The sequence below is a fragment of the Pseudaquidulcibacter saccharophilus genome, from assembly GCF_019455445.1.
Lineage (GTDB): Bacteria > Pseudomonadota > Alphaproteobacteria > Caulobacterales > Aquidulcibacteraceae > Pseudaquidulcibacter > Pseudaquidulcibacter saccharophilus.
This window is the reverse complement of the sequence record NZ_JAHWUS010000001.1, coordinates 188,005-204,506: the sequence shown is the minus strand read 5'-3', so window position 1 is coordinate 204,506 and position 16,502 is coordinate 188,005. Positions and strand designations below refer to the sequence as shown.

Here is a 16,502-nt window from a genome sequence, read left to right as displayed (position 1 = left end):
ATATAAACAATAAACAGCGATTTCTGGTTTTATTTTCTCTGCCACTAATTTTTCTGTTGGCAATGGTTTTTATGTAATATATTAAACCTATGATTATATCTTTCTAGGTTTATATTTTGAATGAATGCCTCTAGTGAAGCCGCAGAAAAAATTACAGAATCGCCAGAATTTTTCCTTGAGTTAGCTAAAAGAGGGGAGAGCTCTTGGAATTCTTGGCGCAATAGAAACGCTCAAGAGCACAAAGAAAACGGAATTTGTACAAATTATGTAAATTTTGAAAACTTTGATTTTAGTTCTTTGGAAAGTATCCCTAATTTCAGCCACTTTAATTTTGGAGAATTTGCAAATTTTAAGGGGGCAAAATTTGGAAAGCATATTGTTAGTTTTGTAAGCTGTGGTTTTGGTAATGGTACAGATTTTTCCGAATCTACAAGCGATGAATATATTTCATTTTCAAGTTCTAAATTTTCATCTGAAACAAAATTTAATGGCGTAAATTACAAATCAGCTATTTTTGAAAATACAAGTTTTCAAAATATAGAGTGTCATAATTCGAAAATTGAAAATGCAAATTTTAAACAGGCGCATATTGGTGGAACCGGAACGTTTATTAATTGTAAATTTGTTGCCACAGATTTTTATATTTGCGTCTTATTTAATGCAACTCGTTTCTATAAATGCCATTTTGTCGAAGCTGTAAACTTTGTTACGTTTGTTGCGCAGAAATCACTACCTAAATTTCAATCGTGTGTATTTGAGAAAACATTGGATATATCCGGAAGGGATTTGGATTGCGATTTTACGGGTAGTATATTTCACTCATTGCCTAAATTGTTAAGATGTGAAAATCACAGTGCTGCGAATTTCCATAATGTAAAGCTAAAAATTACGAGTGGTTCATGGCCATTTATTAAATTAGATGAAAAAGAATTAATTAATATTCGGCTATTAAGAAAAATTGCCGAAGAAACAAAAAACCATGATTTGGAACGCGACCTATATATTGAAGAAAGACGTGTAGAACAGGGGTTATCACTATTATATAATTTGAATTTTCTCACTAAAGGCGAAAACACAATTTGGGAAAAACTTCACTGCTTATTCTATAAACTACCGGCAACATTATTGATAATATTTTTTAGCGCGGCGTATGGAATTCTATCAAATTATGGACGTTCAATTTTCTTGCCAGCATTTTGGTATTTTATAAGCTTCATATTATTTTCTGGGCACAACAATTTATTCGTGTTTAAAAAAATATGGGAAAATAGACCCAAAAATATAGAAACTAATCTAGTTATTAGTCCTGAAGTATACAATCAAATTGCAAGCTCAGCCAATTTAGCGAACCATATTCCAATTGTTGGCCAATTAGCACTAGATTCACAGATGAAAAGGGTTCTATTTTGTGGGTATATTCCTAATGATAGTAGTTTATGCTTACCCCCAAGTGGCTATGATGTCTTTTTAGTATTCCAAAATATTTTTGTAGGAATACTTATTTTCTTGTTTGGTTTGGCAATCAGGAACTATTTCAAAATTAAATAATTCAGACACTTTAGAAGGAATTAAAGCCCACCAAATACCTTTTTCAGCAAACTGCTGGTTTGTTTTAGTGGGTCTTTGCGGATTGATGCTTCTTCTTGAGCGATATAGTAAAACAAGCCGTCCAATGCTTTGGAACAAGCAAAGTCAACAAATTGGCTGGTAAGATCGCCTTTTGCGCCCCTTGTGGTTTCGACATTGTTTTGACCACGCAAATTAGAAAGCCCGCCAAGCATCTGAATTTGTGAACCATATTTGGCATTAACATTCGCCAACGACTTCGCTGCACCCGATGAATTAACCGCCGTCAACATTGGTGGGCGGAATTCGGTCATTAATGCGGGTTTGGTTTTTGCCTTTAAAAATTCCGTTCCCGCAGTATCGCCGCCGCGAATAATACCGGTAATGTCTTCAAGCGTTACCGATTTAATAGTGTTTACAAAAATTGCCTTGGCCTTTGGTGCGGCGGTTTCTGCGGCACGGTTGATTTTTAATTGCAAATCGTCAAACTTGCTTGAAAGCCCAAGCGGCTGAAGATTTTTTTGAATTTGATTAAATGGTTTCGGCAATGGAATGCGAACTTTGCCATCCTGCCAATAGCCATCAAGTTTGCCAAGGCGTAAAACCGCCGCCGCCGCACCGTTTATCAATGCTTCTTTCATGCCGGAATTTGCGTCGGCCTCGGATACGCCAAGTGGTAAACCACCCGTGCTTTGGGTGTTTGTTTTGGTAATAACGCCCAATATGGAATTTAAATCAACGTTTTGTGCGCGCGCCGTTTCAAACAAAAATAATGGAAACCCTGCGCCAATGCCCATAATTAGTTTGCGTTTATCAATTTCCATATCGCGCCCTCCTGCCCGAATTTATAAGAGGTTACGATTCTATCACTCTTTAGATGAACCTGAAATGAAAATATTTTACGTTGTTTCCATCAAATTACCAAAATAAAGATCATTGCGGGCTTTTTTGGCAAATCGCGGTTCGGAAACTAATTTACGGTAAAATGGTGTTTTGGCGGCCTCCAGCATTTCTTTATCCCCGCGACTGTCACCATAGGCGGCCACAAGTTCATAATCAGGGAAATGTTTGCGGATTTCTTGCAATTTAATTTCGGCACGACAATTTGGGCCCGCCATTTTTCCGGTTAATTTACCGCCCACCACTTCAAGCCGTGTGGCAAGAACGTGTTTAACGCCCAGATCAACTGCCCAAAATTCAAGATAATCAGCCAATGATGCCGATACCAACGCCACCTCGTCACCAATATTTTTATGCCCACTTACGGCAGAAAGCCCATCTTTGCGGTAAATTATGGGATAGACTTTTTTTGCAAATTCTTGTGCCTTTGCGCGGTAATGTTCAAAATCATCACCTGCAAAAAACACTGTTAATAGGTGGTTTTTGGCGGTGTCGCGGCCAATAAGTTTTAAGCCATAAAGCAAAAATGTTGGTACAAGACGTATGAGGTTTAAAAAGAATTTTGTGCGCCCCGAATAATAACGCAAAAACAACATGAAACTATCGGTCCATGTTAATGTGCCGTCAACATCAAATGCCGCCAAAGTTTTCGAACCAAGCGTTTTCAAATTAACCCCCATTAAAGAGGTTTTTGTAGTGCAGTTTTTATTTTTTCAATAATATTTTTTGCACCAATTTCCGTATAGCTTTCGGCCGTACCATTGCCCCAAACCGGTGCGGGCCAAACCGCATCACCATTTTTGCGCCCAATGACATGGATATGAAGCTGTGACACCACATTGCCAATTGCACCAATATTAATTTTATCAATGCCACCAATGGATTTTATGGCTTTTGAAACTTCCATAGTTTCTTTGAAAACCGCATTCGCGGTGGCGTCATCCAAATCATGCCATTCAACCGCACCCGCAACCCGTGGGACAATGATGCACCAAAGGTAACGTGCATCATTCATCAAAAGCAATTTTGATTGCCCCAATTCACAGATTTCAAATGTATCCGCCATAAGGCGCGGGTGAAGTTCAAACATTAATTAAACCCCAATTTGCATAAAACGGCGCAAAGGAATTGCCACCCAATAATCCAAATCAAGCAAGACATCAGGAAGATAATCGCCGCTTTCGGTTTTTAGCGGGAAGTGATCGCATGGTAAATCCTTGGTCGCAATAAGGCGAAGGCGCAACGCACCCCAACCGCCGCCAATTTCCACCTTGTCCAGCACTTCGGACCAAGCATAAATCGTATCACCTGCAAATAGCGGGTTTACGTGGCGTCCGGCATTAATTGCAATAATTTGCCCCGCATTTTCAAGGCCGTTAAAAGCAATTGCGCGCGCGGTTGAAATAACTACGCCACCGTAAATAAGGCGCTTTCCAAAGCGTGATGCCTTCATGCCAAAGCCATCAAAATGCACCTTTGCAGTGTTTTGATAAAGACGGGTGGCAATTTGGTGTTCGGCTTCTTCAACGGTCATACCGTCTTTATGGTCAATTTTTTCGCCAATTTCATAATCTTCGTAGGAATATTTTGAACCCGATAAATCGCAATCCCATGCCTCTGGCTTTAATTCACATGGTGCAACAAGATCGGTTGGGGCAACAAATGGTGCAAGGTTTGGTAATTCGGCACGCGGCGCAGGATGGTTTGCATCACGCTTATTCACCATCACCCAGCGGCAATATGATAAAACCTCTTTGCCAAATTGGTTAAAACCACGGGTGCGAACATAAACAACGCCGGTTTTACCATTGGAATTTTCTTTAACGCCGATAATTTCTGATTGTGAGTTTATGGTGTCGCCGGCTTTTACGGTGCGTAAAAATTTACATTCCGCATAGCCAAGATTGGCAACTGCATTCAATGAAATATCAGGAACCGATTTTCCGAAAACAATGTGGAACAATAAAAGAGAATCAACAGGCGCGACTTCAAAACCAACATCAAACGCAAATTTTTGTGATGAAAATTGCGCATAACGCGAACCTGTTAATGCAATATAAAGTGCGACGTCACCCTCTGTAATAGTGCGCGGTGTGGCGTGCTGTATTGATTGCCCAACCTTGAAATCTTCAAAAAAATGACCTGAATTGGTTTTATTGCTCATATCCTCACCCATCAGTAATGCTTTTAAATGACATTTTGCATTGCACAAAATTTATAAAATTAAAAGTCAAAAAATCGTAAGACTTTTGGGGGTGTTAGATTTAGCGGGCAATAACCGCAATGATAAGAACGCGCCCACGTGAATTGCCAATTTCGGCACTAATTGCCCGTTGAAACAATGCGGCAATCAGGCTGGCATCGGGTACATTGCCAACCATATAATAATTGGCGATATAATATTGTAATGCATTTCGCCATTTTGATTGGATAAGTGGTTGCGATGCCAAAAGCCGCTGTTTTAATGCCGGATCAACCGTGTAAACCGTTGCGTCAACCTGCATGATACCCGTGGTTCGTGTGCCGTTCATTAACGAACCAGTGATTTGTGCCGTCCCGACATAATTACTTTCGCTTGGTTTATTCGCACCCGCAGCAAGAGTGACACCAGGAATAAGCCCCACGGCTGAAATGCTGATTTTCAATAAATTACGTCGATTTAACATGTTAGCACCAGATAAAACGCTGTTTTGTATAATTTATGCACCGCAACAAAAAAAAACATTGCCAAATGGCTTTTAATTGTTATTAAAACGGTACTAACGTATCAAAACTCGGGAGTTGAGGATGAAAATTTTAGTGCCCGTCAAAAGGGTTATCGACTATAATGTTAAAGTTAGGGTTAAAACCGATGAAACCGGTGTTGATCTTGCCAATGTTAAAATGAGCATGAACCCATTTTGCGAAATCGCGGTTGAAGAGGCGGTTCGCCTAAAAGAAAAAGGCATCGCGACCGAGGTTGTGGCTGTTTCTATTGGTGTTACCCCAGCGCAAGAAACCTTAAGGACTGCTCTTGCAATGGGTGCAGATCGCGCAATTCTTCTAACTACCGATGTTGATCCTGAACCTTTGGCAGTTGCGAAATTGCTTAAAGCGGTTTTTGAAGAAGAAAAACCAGATGCGGTTATTATGGGTAAACAGGCAATTGACGGCGATAATAACGCAACAGGTCAAATGCTTGCAGCACTTCTTGACCTTCCACAAGCAACATTTGCGTCAGAAGTTGTGGTTGAAGGCGGCAAGGCCAAAGTAACCCGTGAAGTTGACGGCGGTTTGCAAACCCTCGAAGTTGCACTTCCTGCAATCATTACGGTTGACCTTCGCCTTAACGAGCCACGTTTTGCATCGTTGCCAAACATCATGAAAGCCAAGAAAAAGCCGATTGATATCAAAGAAGCATCTGCATACGGTGTTGACCTTGCGCCACATTTGAAAGTTACCAAAGTAACCGAACCTCCTAAACGCTCTGCCGGTATCAAGGTGGAATCAGTGGGTGAATTAGTGGCAAAACTTAAAGACGCAGGGGTAATCTAATGACTGTTTTAGTATATGCGGAAACTGATGGCGTTCATGTAAAAGATTCAACCAATAAAGCGGTTACTGCGGCATTGGCAATTTCTTCTGATGTTCATGTTTTAACAACTGCTGATGCAGAAGGTGCGGCAAAAATCACTGGCGTAACCAAGGTTTTGAGTGCGTCTTCTGAAGCCCTTTCAAAAGATATCGCCGAAGCGATTGAGGCAACAATCCTACCGCTTGCTGATGCGTATGAAGCAATTATCTTCATTGCGGGTGCGGCGGGCAAAAATGCGGCACCTCGTCTTGCGGCAAAACTTGATTGCGCCTTTATTTCAGATGTAATTGCGGTAAATGCACCAAATGCTTTCACCCGCCCAATCTATGCGGGCAATGCGTTGGAAAGCGTTGAAACCTCTGATGCAAAAAAAATCATCACTGTTCGTACCACTTCATTTGCGGCGGCAGAAAATGGTGGTTCGGCTGCGGTGGAAACTATTACACCGGCTGCACCTGCACATAGCGCAACCTTTGTTTCTGAAGAAATGGTGAAATCAGACCGTCCTGAGCTTCAGGGTGCGAAACGTGTGGTTTCGGGTGGTCGTGCATTGGGTTCAGAAGAAGAATTCAACAAAGTTATCGTGCCATTGGCTGATAAACTTGGTGCCGCTGTTGGTGCATCACGTGCGGCGGTTGACGCCGGCTATGCGCCAAACGATTATCAGGTTGGCCAAACTGGTAAAGTTGTTGCCCCTGAATTGTATGTTGCGGTTGGTATTTCTGGCGCAATTCAACACCTTGCTGGTATGAAAGATTCAAAAACCATCGTGGCAATTAACAAAGATCCAGATGCACCAATTTTCGCGGTTGCGGATTTTGGTTTGGTTGCTGATTATAAAGATGCCGTTCCTGAATTGATGGGCGCGCTATAAGTGATTAAAAATTTGCGATTCCTCGCTTCGTTCGGGCAAATTTGCTCTTCGATTTGCGGAAAACCGCTTCACACTTTTCCTATCTCATCGCGGTCATATACTGATATGTAGTAATGAGATAGGCATTTTATTAGCACATATTTCAAAAGGCTTGGATGTAAAAATATCCAAGCCTTTTATTTTATTCGTGTTTTTTGCCAAAGCCTGGTAATTGCCAACCAAATACAATTGCCGAGCCGCGCAACCAGAATGCCAATAATACTGCTGGAATTGCGGCAAGCCAGAACCCAATATGCAATGAATAAAGCCCAACAAAAACGGTCGATCCCAATAATGCGGCGGTAATATAAATCTCGCGGCGCAAAAGCATGTTTTGCTGCCCTGCCAATACGTCACGTATTACCCCACCAAAGACGCAGGTGATGACGCCCATTATTACTGCATTAAGTGGTGATACCCCATTTGCCAGTGCCTTTGATGCGCCAACGACCGAAAATGCCGCCATACCAGCCGCATCAAGCCAAATAATAATATCAAACTTAAATACGCCACTACCAAACAGCCAGACCAATAATGCTGAAATTAAACATGTGGCAATATAGGCGGGTTGGTGAATCCAAAAAACTGGTACATCAATCAGCAAATCGCGAAGTGTGCCGCCACCGATACCAGTAACACAAGCAAAGAAGCCAAAGGTTATTATGTCGTGCTTTTTTCGCGCCGCAACCAATGCACCGGTTGCCGCAAAAATAAATGTGCCCACCAAATCAAGAGTAAAAAATATGTCTTTTAAATCCGTCATTCAGATTTTTCCCGCAGCCACAATTGCACCCATTAAGTTATAACATGTTGAGGGTATGCTTTCTAGAAAAAAGGCCCGCAGATGGTGCGAGCCTTTATTCATTGAAATTTTGGCAAACCTATTGCCCTTTGCGCGATTTAAAATATCTAAAGAAATCGCTATCTGGGCTTATGACAATATTTGTGCCTTCTGGGAATGCCTTATCATATGCCTGCATAGAACGGTAGAATGCCGCAAAATCAGGGTCTTGATTATAGGCATCGGCAAGGATTTTTGCACGTTCTTGGTCGGCGGCACCGCGAACCTCTTGTGCCTTACGGTCACCATTGGCACGAACTTGTGCTGCGGCCTGTTCACGTTCAGAACGCATACGTTGGAATACACGTTCTTCGTTTGCTTGTGGCAAATCGGCAGCACGGATTTTAACATCCACAATCACAAGGCCCCAATCACGCGCCTCAACATTCATTACGCGTTTGATTTCCGCCATTAATGCCGCACGACGACCAGAGATAATATCACTTGAAGACGATGAGCCCAAAACATTACGCATTGATGCCTCAAGCAAACTTTCAAGTCGTGCGCGTGCCACGGTTTCAGTTCTTACACGTTGATAAAAGCGCAACGGATCGGTAATGCGCCAGCGCACGAATGAATTAACTTCAAGACGTTCTTGGTCGGCTGTTACGATTTCTGATTTGCTATTAGGCTGCAAGTCAAGAATGCGGCGTTCAAATAGAACAACGTTTTCGGTGATTGGCACCCGAATTTTTAGACCGGGGTCAAGACCATCTTGGTTGATGATGCGTTTTGGTTGCCCGAATTGCAAAACCAAGGCCTGTTTTGTTTGTGGCACAACAAAAAGCGAGGTTGCCGCCGCAATTGCCGCAATCGGAAGCGCAAATAATAAAGAAGATTTATTCATTATTTATTCCCTCCATTGTTTGCATTTTGTGCATCTTTTGGTGCCGCAGGTTTAAGAAGATCTTGCGGTAAAACCATCATCGTGCCGTTGCCGGCCTTTTCATCGATAATGATTTTATTTGCCCGCTCGTAAATTTTTTCCATGGTTTCAAGATAAATCCTTTGGCGTGTCACATCGGGCGCCAATTTATATTCCTGATAAAGCTGGTTAAACCGTGCCGCCTCACCTTGTGCCTGTGGCACAACAGAGTTGCGATAGGTTGTGGCTTGGTTAACCTTGGTTTCGGCCTCTTGTGATGCCGCCGCAACTTGTCGGAAAGCATCAACAACCGATGAAGGCGGCTCGGAACGGCGCAAATTCACCTGTGTAATCACAATACCTGATTGATATTGATCAAGCGTTTTTTGAATTAGTTCTTTGGTTTGTTGTTCAACCTGTGAACGGCCTGTTGTCAAAACTTTTTCAAGCTGCGAACGACCAACAACCTCGCGCATTGCCGCTTCGGCAACTGCGTTAATGGTTTGGTCGGCATTGCCATTATTGTCGGGGCCGTGTGCAACATTAAACACAAAATCTGGTGCATTATTTACGCGCCAGAAAACTTGGAAACCAACATTGACGATATTTTCATCACCCGTAAGCATAAGGCCATTGGTGGAATTTTCATCACCATCTGCACCAACTGTAAGGGTGTTTACCTTTTGCACATTAACAATTGTGTGCCGCTCAATCGGGGATGGAAGACGGTAATTAAGACCATCACCAGCGATACGAACATATTGCCCAAATCGGGTAACGATCGCCTGTTCACCGGCGTCAACCTTATAAATACCTGATGCCAGCCATAATGCGAAAATACCAATGCCAATATAGCCAAACACGCGACCATCAACATTGCCACCACTTGAATATGATTGCGGCGGATTATTGCCACCACCACCTGCGCCATTGCCAAACATGCCGCGAATTTTATCTTCTACGCGTTTAGCAAGGTCATCAAGATTTTGTGATTGTTGGCCATTTCCGCCATTGCCCCAAGGATTGTTTGGGTTGTTTTGCGAATTATTTGGACGGTTATTTGGGTATTGCCCCCAAGGACCCTTTACGGGTTCATTCCCATTATTGCTTGTGTCTTGTGGCTTACCCCAAGGGCTTGATGGCTTCGGGGGGCTGTTTGGCTTTTCACTATTCGGATTCTTATCATCCGAACCATTGTCATCAGACATTATTTTTCCCTTATTTAAAAAATTAATTATGTGCCTACGCCATAATTCTTTTCAATTCTTTTATATAAAGGGACTTTTTGCACAAAGTTCAAGTTTTTAAGTGGTTTTTCCGCCATTGATTGGTTTGCGAACCATAATTTTAATGTCAAATGGGAATTGATCATGCTCTGTGGCAGCAAAGTGCGTGGTTTCTATGGTTTCCCATGCGCTTTCATCATTGATTTCAAAAAACGTATCGCCGCCAATTTCGCAATCTGCCTCGGTAAGGTAGATTTTATCGGCAAGTGATTGCGCCTGATTATAAATTTCACCACCGCCAATTACAAAAACCTCATCAAGGCCATTTTCACTGGCAATGGCGCGTGCGGCTGCGGTGGCGGTAACAAGGTTTGAGAATACCAAAACCGCGCTATTGACACCCGAAGCTGCCTTAAAATTATAGTCTCGACTTATCACAATATGGGTGCGATTTGGCAATAATTTTGGCAATGATTGAAACGTCTTGCGCCCCATAATTATTGGCTTGCCAGAAGTTAGCTTTTTGAAATTTTGCAAATCCGAACGCAAATGAAACGGCAAATCACCATTAATGCCAATGCAATGGTTTTTGGTGCGCGCAACGATAATAGAAAGTATTGGGGTTTTTGTCATAATGAGGGCTTTACAAGGATTTGCAAAAGCGGGGAAGAAGGTAATTATATATTCTGCCGCAAAATGCAGGCTTAGCAATTAAATTGCGTTATTAATTAATGGCGGACAGAGAGTTGACAAGTAGATTATCAAAAATATAACCAAATGGTGTTGAGTGGTGAAAATTCAGGTAGGGTTAGTGGAATTGGTCGGTATAACAATTGGAGACATTGCCGATCAACTTGAAGAAACCAGAGTTAAGGCCATGTATAATAAAATTATTCATTTTAATGCTGCTATATCAGCTATTATGGGCAAGGCTAAATTATTGGGGTATCTTGAAAAGAAGGTTGCATGCTCGGACGAAAAATCAGTGGATGATTTAAGAATTTTAGAACTCATAAGTGATGAAGAATTAGCGAAGCTGGAAGTTAAGCTGCTCAGTTTAATATAATTTGTGTAACTCGGTGCATAACCAATTCGCTATTTATATGCAGCCAATTAAAGGCGATTTGCGTAAAATTTTATGCGTAACCATTTTCTAGTAACCTAAGCTAAATGAAATTGGTTTTCCTCATCTGCGTCGAAGAATTCAATAGGAACAATCGAACAGTCCATTTTGCACCTTGCTAAAAGAGCATTTAGCTCATGAGGAACTCCTAAGATTGAAACAGTTTTAATGTCTTCCCAATAATTGGAGTAGAAGTGCTTGAGAATTATTAATGCGAATGCCTTTGGAGTAAGGATTTTCCGTGTTGGCCACCTATTTTCAAAATGATTTCCAAGGTGCAAATGTGCTGCGGGATGTGACAATTTTTTATACTCTGCGGCCGAATAATCAAATCTAAGGTACGGAGCATGATTACCATTTCGAAGCTCGCTAAGTTTCATTAAATAATCTTCATAAGAAACAATGCCTTCTTCAAGATAGTATTCGAGCTCTTTTAGCATTTCCGAATTGGCTTCCGACAGGCTAAAAAAAGGATTTGGGTAGTATGCGAATCTTAGGGAGTTTTGGCCAGCAAATCCAAACTGGAAATAAGAGTGATCCGCAAGCAAGATATTATACTCTGAATTTTTTAAACCTACTAAGTATATTCTCTCATAGCTGCTTGATCGATCCCGAGAAACTTCTTTAAATTTTTCGCTGGCGACTAAAGGGATGGGATTGGAAAAACTTAAGTCAATCTTCATTTGGCTTATTACATCCCAAACGTATCTAATTTCAGCAATTAAATCTTGCCTATTCATTTTTCATACCTTTAGTGAATTGCTCAGATATTTCGGCTTCTGTAAAACCGGCAGTTCTTAAATCGTTTATCATGCGCTCAATTGCTTTTTTTGCGGTTATTTCCTTTTTGCTTAGACCTCGCTGAATAGTATCAATTGCACTTGGATCAGGCATCACAAACCTTATATTTGGTGAGTTCAATAATGCTTGTTTAAGTTCATCAAGCAATTTATTCGCTGGCAATCCTATTCCTGACGCTCTTAACCATCCTTTTGTTCTTGTAAATGCAGTGAATAGTTTGTTCCGTCCAGATCTGGCTTTACCGTTTATCGCGTCAATTCCTACTGCAAATACTAGTGCTGCCTCATTGCCTTTTGCTCGATAAACCGTGGAGAGCGTGACTTTTTCGTTTATTATAAATGGTGGCTCGTTATAAGGATCGGCAATAATATTGTTAGAGGCTATTCCATTTTTAGCCAAACTCGCGGAGACTCCTGATAGGTAATGTTTAGCATGGCGATCGTCCAAGCAAATAACGATTATTTCGTGGGCATAAAGGCCGCCTGAGACGAATTTTTTAATCTGTTCGGTAACATAATTAATTTCATCTCCGATATTAGCTGCTGTATATGTTTCTATTATTTCTGCGTCACCAATTTTACCAATATTAGTTGGGCTATTTTCATCTGGCCTGAAAACATCGACTGGTTTACCTATTTTTAATGGACCAGTCAGAACATTATAGCCCACATCTTCCCAATGTTCAGAACTTTCAAGCATCTGAACAATTTCACCATAAACTCCAAAACCTAATGCATGAGATGAGACTAAGACATCTTTTTGGTTTCTGTATGATTTGCTTAGCACTGCGTCATTAGTCGCACCTGGTGGCAAGTTGCCCCTCGATCTATCTAGATCTACTATTGGCTGACCATTGGGATCTCTACCGAATAATTCGCTAGGCTGGCGAATTTTTACATTTAAAATATCTTGAAGTTCATCATAAGCCCAAATAATATTTTTTTTGTCCCTTTCCCCTTTTGTAAGTTTGTAAGCAAGTTGATAGAATGCATCGGGGAAATCTTGCCCTTCATCAATAAGTACATAGTCATAATATTCTTCAACTTTATTAGAGCTTAAAAGGTTTTTACATGCTGCTGCGAATTCTGATTCACCCACTTTTGCTATTCTTCGAGCCATATCCAAGTTCAGAATTTGAATTCCCGCGCGTCTGCATGCATCTGAATAAACGCCCGCTATGTTGGAGCCACCCCAGCCGTGTCTTATTTCAATTTTCTTCCAATTTGGGTCGCTATCCGAGTATATTCGGAAAAATTTTGTAATGAAAGACTTGATCGTGCTTCTAAGGCTTTTAGTGTAGAAGGTAAAAAGTATTTTTTTTTCAGGGTAAACTAGATGAAGATGAGCCGCCTTCATTGCCAAAATCACGGTTTTTCCTGAACCGGCTAATCCGCGAATTCGTGCTGGGCCTTTGATATCAATTAAAGCAATATGCCGTTGTTTTTCGTCAAAGTTAGCAATTTCTTGTTCAATTTTATCGACTGCAACAGCAAAAGGTGAATTCGCCGGGTTTTCTATAACTCTCTTATTGGGCTTTCCGAGCGCCTTCGCGCCTTCAACAATTGATCTAACTTCCTTGCATACCTCCGGTGAAAGTTCAACAGCATGTAATTCATCTAATATGGATTTAATGTTTTCAAAACTAGAACAGATTTTTGAGGTTATATCTTGTGCAGCAACCACATCATTTGTAGTGTTTTTAGCGAAAATAATTGGCAGAATATTAAAAATAATGGTTTGGCTTGATTTCTTAAGTATTCTGCTCTTAATGAATTTAGAGTATAGGCTACTGATAAAGTCATCCAAAGACTCATCAACTTGAACAATTGTTTCGTTTGATCTTTGGAAAATCCCCGGATCATAGCATCTAATTGCCAATATTCCATGTTCAGGTGAAAATATCAATAAGTCTGGTCTAAATACGCTTGATTCATAATCTGAATAAGATGGGAAATCATAATATACTAACGCATTCTCGAGGTTAAGGATATTTTGATTATCGCTTAAGTAATCAACTATCTCCCTTGAGGTTGGGTCATTATTCCATCTATCAGTTGTAATTATTCTTTTTAAAGCCATTCGCATATTTCCTGTACTATTATTTTTCTAGAATATAAGAAAACAAAAGGCAAACTATTTGGTTTTAAAAGCCAAAGCTCTTTACTAACTATAGGATGGAATAAAAGCTGGAACGCTTTGGGCTAAGTTTTATAATATCAAGGAAATTCAATAACTTGCATCAAATAAATGGCGGACAGAGAGTCTGGGAAGAGTTTGTCTTTCATGGTGTCTCTTTGTTTCGTATAATAACTATAAATAAAGGAATATTGCTGGATTTTGTGTGTCATTTTGTGTCTTGACATTGCCCTAAATCTCACTCATATATGGGTAAAAATATGGGTAAAGGTTTTGCGGTGGGTAAATTAAGCACAAGGCAAATTGAAACTTCCAAAGGGAAACGTGTTTTAATAGACGGTGACGGCCTCAGATTGGTTTTTGGGGCAAAGGGTAAGGCTTCGTGGGTTTTGCGTACCGTAAAGGATGGCAGGGAGTATAATATCGGCCTTGGTAGCTATCCAATTGTAACTTTAAGCGATGCAAGGGCTTTGGTTATTCAAAAGAAGAAAGAAATCTTGAATGGCCTCGATCCGATATTGGAAAAACGCAAAAAACACCAAATGCTAACTTTTGAGGAAGCGGCTTACAAAACATTTGAACAACTTTCGCCAACTTTTAAGAATGACAAACATAAGAACCAATGGATTAACGACTTAAAGCGATATATTTTCCCTAAAATTGGCAATACAAAAATTGACCAATTAAAGCATGAATATGTTGTTGATGCATTGGCAAGCCTTTGGGTTGAAAAGCACGTCACCGCAAAGCGCATTAAGCAAAGAATTAAAGCTATTGTTGATTGGGCGGTGGGGCGTGGTTATCGTGAACACGCTTTGCCAATGGGCGCAATTGATAAGGCTTTGCCAAAAGTATCGCATAAGCCAAAGCATCACGCGGCTTTACAATATTCTGAAATTTCAAAATGCTTGAAAGTTGTAAAGTCTAAGAGAGGTGTAGCTGCATTGGCTATTCAAGCCTTAATCCTAACCGCCGCAAGGAGTGGCGAAATTCGTGGAGCGCGGTGGTCTGAATTTGATTTTGAAAATGATGTTTGGACAATTCCAGCCGAAAGAATGAAAGCCAAAACAGAACATAAAGTTCCTTTATCAAAGCAAGCAAAGGCGGCTTTTGAAGAAGCGAAGAAAATGCAAATTCATAAAGACTGCGATCTAGTGTTTCATGGTAATAGTGCAAATTTGGAGCTAAGCGACAATATCCTAACCGATTCAATTCAAGAATGGGGCTTTGATGTAACCATTCATGGCTTCCGATCTACATTTAGAGATTGGATTGCAAACGAAACCCAATTTGACGGCGATTTGGCAGAAATGGCACTTGCTCACACAATCAAGAACCACGCCGAAAGGGCGTATCGGCGCGGCAATATGCTTGAGAAGCGGCGAGAAATGATGAACGCATGGGCGAGCTATTGCGAAGGTAAGGGTGCAAATGTTGTTAAGTTGGTAAGAAAGAAAGCCAATGGAAAATAATAACTATAAAGCTACGGCAAAAGAATTAAAATCTGCAACTTGGAGGGAAAAGTCAGATTTTTGGGATACTGTATTGGGGGATTTGGAAAAAGAACTTGATAGTCACACTGAATGCAAATCTAGTGTAGAACAATCAAAAGATTTTAAAATTGAAAAGGTTTTTAAAGGGCATGTAATATCGCTAAATTACAAAATATTCTTCGATATAGAAGATGAAACAAGGTGGAAAGCGGCATTAGTTTGTTGTGAATACGATCCAATTTTTGATACTCCCATGTTGTCTAATGACAATAATGCGCCTTCTTCAAATTTTGAAGAATTGACTATATGGCAGTACTTTGTGAATTTCCCCTTTAATAAGAGGAATTTAATGTCAGATTTGGACGAGATGGAAGAAGTAGAGAGCTTCTTGAATTCGCAATTTGATGAGGGAATAACCTATGATGTTACAAGCGCAAAACAACAATTGAGATTCATAAAAAATAATTACGGAAAATTCTCAGGTCGTGATTGGATGTTGCTGGGGCAATTGATAGCCAAAATTGAAAATAAATCTCAAAAAATTTACATGGGTAAGTCCAAAGTAGAATTGATTGCAAATGCTGTTACAAATGCAAAAGCAAATTTTGCGCGAAAATCAGGTATGGATCAGGCTAAGTTGGACAAAGAAGAAAAGCAAAAGAGCCTAATGAGAGCGGCCATGATTTATGCTTACTCTTCCGGCATAAAATTCAAATCAGATAATGACTTGGCAAAGCAGATTGATTTTAATTTTGCGGAATTGTGTAAAAACGATTCCAATTTAAAGAATAGATTGCGCGAAATTTTCACGCCTCAAAAGCCTAGTGCTTCTGGTAAAAAGAAGAAGTGGTACATGATTCCTACTAGCACGATTAATGACCATATTAAAAAATTTGATGAAAATGAGCGGATTGGATTGAGTAAAGCGGCTAAAGAAATTAATCTTGAGACTGCAAAAATAAATCTAATTAAAGCATTGAAAAGAGGCGAGTAATTATCCGAAATCGTCACGACTTCGAAAGTCGAATAATTTGAGGCTTTATGTTCTTCTTAGCTTCTTGAAA

Annotated in this window: 17 protein-coding genes; 6 read left to right on the top strand and 11 right to left on the bottom strand. The window is 40.4% G+C overall.

Annotated features, from left to right (window positions below; genetic code table 11):
* Window positions 1-120: 120 nt before the first annotated feature.
* The gene (locus tag KXV15_RS00860) at window positions 121-1,548 is read left to right on the top strand and encodes a pentapeptide repeat-containing protein (protein ID WP_240006265.1); all 1,428 of its coding nucleotides are present in this window, start codon (window positions 121-123) and stop codon (window positions 1,546-1,548) included.
* 20 nt (window positions 1,549-1,568) lie between these two features.
* Here KXV15_RS00860 and KXV15_RS00855 read toward each other — a convergent pair whose 3' ends face one another.
* From KXV15_RS00855 to KXV15_RS00835, 5 genes are all read right to left on the bottom strand, one after another.
* Window positions 1,569-2,390 (bottom strand): DUF4197 domain-containing protein, encoded by an 822-nt coding sequence (locus KXV15_RS00855; RefSeq protein WP_240006264.1) that lies wholly within the window; start codon window positions 2,388-2,390, stop codon window positions 1,569-1,571.
* Window positions 2,391-2,465: 75 nt separating this feature from the next.
* On the bottom strand, window positions 2,466-3,134 hold the full coding sequence (locus KXV15_RS00850) for an HAD family hydrolase (protein ID WP_240006263.1): 669 nt from the start codon (window positions 3,132-3,134) through the stop codon (window positions 2,466-2,468).
* An 11-nt stretch (window positions 3,135-3,145) separates the two neighbouring features.
* Window positions 3,146-3,556, bottom strand: coding sequence for an HIT family protein (locus KXV15_RS00845; RefSeq protein WP_240006262.1), 411 nt, complete (start codon window positions 3,554-3,556; stop codon window positions 3,146-3,148).
* A 3-nt stretch (window positions 3,557-3,559) separates the two neighbouring features.
* On the bottom strand, window positions 3,560-4,630 hold the full coding sequence (locus KXV15_RS00840; protein ID WP_240006261.1) for a MaoC family dehydratase: 1,071 nt from the start codon (window positions 4,628-4,630) through the stop codon (window positions 3,560-3,562).
* Between the two features lie 100 nt (window positions 4,631-4,730).
* Window positions 4,731-5,132 carry a hypothetical protein gene (locus KXV15_RS00835; RefSeq protein WP_240006260.1) on the bottom strand — a complete coding sequence of 134 codons (402 nt, stop codon included), beginning with the start codon at window positions 5,130-5,132 and terminating at the stop codon, window positions 4,731-4,733.
* A 121-nt stretch (window positions 5,133-5,253) separates the two neighbouring features.
* On the opposite strand from KXV15_RS00835, the gene KXV15_RS00830 reads away from it, so the two are divergent.
* Window positions 5,254-6,000: an electron transfer flavoprotein subunit beta/FixA family protein gene (locus KXV15_RS00830; protein WP_240006259.1), complete on the top strand. Its 747-nt coding sequence runs from the start codon at window positions 5,254-5,256 to the stop codon at window positions 5,998-6,000.
* The gene (locus KXV15_RS00825) at window positions 6,000-6,914 is read left to right on the top strand and encodes an electron transfer flavoprotein subunit alpha/FixB family protein (protein ID WP_240006258.1); all 915 of its coding nucleotides are present in this window, start codon (window positions 6,000-6,002) and stop codon (window positions 6,912-6,914) included. Before KXV15_RS00830 ends, KXV15_RS00825 begins: the two co-directional genes overlap by 1 nt.
* Before the next feature lie 181 nt (window positions 6,915-7,095).
* Here the strand turns inward: KXV15_RS00825 and KXV15_RS00820 are convergent, their stop codons facing one another.
* The 4 genes from KXV15_RS00820 to KXV15_RS00805 all read right to left on the bottom strand — a co-directional run bounded on the left by KXV15_RS00820 (window position 7,096) and on the right by KXV15_RS00805 (window position 10,518).
* Window positions 7,096-7,716 carry a trimeric intracellular cation channel family protein gene (locus KXV15_RS00820; protein ID WP_240006257.1) on the bottom strand — a complete coding sequence of 207 codons (621 nt, stop codon included), beginning with the start codon at window positions 7,714-7,716 and terminating at the stop codon, window positions 7,096-7,098.
* A 118-nt stretch (window positions 7,717-7,834) separates the two neighbouring features.
* On the bottom strand, window positions 7,835-8,641 hold the full coding sequence (gene hflC, locus KXV15_RS00815) for a protease modulator HflC (protein WP_240006256.1): 807 nt from the start codon (window positions 8,639-8,641) through the stop codon (window positions 7,835-7,837).
* Window positions 8,641-9,867 carry an FtsH protease activity modulator HflK gene (gene hflK, locus KXV15_RS00810; protein ID WP_240006255.1) on the bottom strand — a complete coding sequence of 409 codons (1,227 nt, stop codon included), beginning with the start codon at window positions 9,865-9,867 and terminating at the stop codon, window positions 8,641-8,643. Before hflK ends, hflC begins: the two co-directional genes overlap by 1 nt.
* Window positions 9,868-9,963: 96 nt before the next feature.
* Complete coding sequence (locus KXV15_RS00805) at window positions 9,964-10,518, bottom strand: dihydrofolate reductase (protein WP_240006254.1); 555 nt, start codon at window positions 10,516-10,518, stop codon at window positions 9,964-9,966.
* A 157-nt stretch (window positions 10,519-10,675) separates the two neighbouring features.
* On the opposite strand from KXV15_RS00805, the gene KXV15_RS00800 reads away from it, so the two are divergent.
* Complete coding sequence (locus KXV15_RS00800; RefSeq protein WP_240006253.1) at window positions 10,676-10,951, top strand: hypothetical protein; 276 nt, start codon at window positions 10,676-10,678, stop codon at window positions 10,949-10,951.
* Between the two features lie 95 nt (window positions 10,952-11,046).
* Here the strand turns inward: KXV15_RS00800 and KXV15_RS00795 are convergent, their stop codons facing one another.
* Complete coding sequence (locus tag KXV15_RS00795; protein ID WP_240006252.1) at window positions 11,047-11,748, bottom strand: DUF2290 domain-containing protein; 702 nt, start codon at window positions 11,746-11,748, stop codon at window positions 11,047-11,049.
* On the bottom strand, window positions 11,741-13,888 hold the full coding sequence (locus tag KXV15_RS00790) for a DEAD/DEAH box helicase (protein WP_240006251.1): 2,148 nt from the start codon (window positions 13,886-13,888) through the stop codon (window positions 11,741-11,743). The genes KXV15_RS00795 and KXV15_RS00790 overlap by 8 nt, the downstream gene beginning before the upstream one ends.
* 305 nt (window positions 13,889-14,193) lie before the next feature.
* Between KXV15_RS00790 and KXV15_RS00785 the strand changes: the two genes are divergently transcribed.
* Complete coding sequence (locus KXV15_RS00785; RefSeq protein ID WP_240006250.1) at window positions 14,194-15,417, top strand: tyrosine-type recombinase/integrase; 1,224 nt, start codon at window positions 14,194-14,196, stop codon at window positions 15,415-15,417.
* Window positions 15,407-16,432, top strand: coding sequence for a hypothetical protein (locus tag KXV15_RS00780; protein ID WP_240006249.1), 1,026 nt, complete (start codon window positions 15,407-15,409; stop codon window positions 16,430-16,432). Before KXV15_RS00785 ends, KXV15_RS00780 begins: the two co-directional genes overlap by 11 nt.
* The last annotated feature ends 70 nt before the right edge of the window (window positions 16,433-16,502 follow it).

Bases quoted from the DNA above. Each gene is read 5' to 3' on its own strand.
- KXV15_RS00820 (WP_240006257.1), bottom strand. From the start codon at position 7,716: ATGACGGATTTAAAAGACATATTTTTTACTCTTGATTTGGTGGGCACA.
- hflK (WP_240006255.1), bottom strand. From the start codon at position 9,867: ATGTCTGATGACAATGGTTCGGATGATAAGAATCCGAATAGTGAAAAG.
- KXV15_RS00790 (WP_240006251.1), bottom strand. From the start codon at position 13,888: ATGGCTTTAAAAAGAATAATTACAACTGATAGATGGAATAATGACCCA.
- KXV15_RS00860 (WP_240006265.1), top strand. From the start codon at position 121: ATGAATGCCTCTAGTGAAGCCGCAGAAAAAATTACAGAATCGCCAGAA.
- KXV15_RS00840 (WP_240006261.1), bottom strand. From the start codon at position 4,630: ATGAGCAATAAAACCAATTCAGGTCATTTTTTTGAAGATTTCAAGGTT.
- KXV15_RS00780 (WP_240006249.1), top strand. From the start codon at position 15,407: ATGGAAAATAATAACTATAAAGCTACGGCAAAAGAATTAAAATCTGCA.
- KXV15_RS00785 (WP_240006250.1), top strand. From the start codon at position 14,194: ATGGGTAAAAATATGGGTAAAGGTTTTGCGGTGGGTAAATTAAGCACA.
- KXV15_RS00805 (WP_240006254.1), bottom strand. From the start codon at position 10,518: ATGACAAAAACCCCAATACTTTCTATTATCGTTGCGCGCACCAAAAAC.
- KXV15_RS00825 (WP_240006258.1), top strand. From the start codon at position 6,000: ATGACTGTTTTAGTATATGCGGAAACTGATGGCGTTCATGTAAAAGAT.
- KXV15_RS00795 (WP_240006252.1), bottom strand. From the start codon at position 11,748: ATGAATAGGCAAGATTTAATTGCTGAAATTAGATACGTTTGGGATGTA.
- hflC (WP_240006256.1), bottom strand. From the start codon at position 8,641: ATGAATAAATCTTCTTTATTATTTGCGCTTCCGATTGCGGCAATTGCG.
- KXV15_RS00855 (WP_240006264.1), bottom strand. From the start codon at position 2,390: ATGGAAATTGATAAACGCAAACTAATTATGGGCATTGGCGCAGGGTTT.
- KXV15_RS00830 (WP_240006259.1), top strand. From the start codon at position 5,254: ATGAAAATTTTAGTGCCCGTCAAAAGGGTTATCGACTATAATGTTAAA.
- KXV15_RS00835 (WP_240006260.1), bottom strand. From the start codon at position 5,132: ATGTTAAATCGACGTAATTTATTGAAAATCAGCATTTCAGCCGTGGGG.
- KXV15_RS00845 (WP_240006262.1), bottom strand. From the start codon at position 3,556: ATGTTTGAACTTCACCCGCGCCTTATGGCGGATACATTTGAAATCTGT.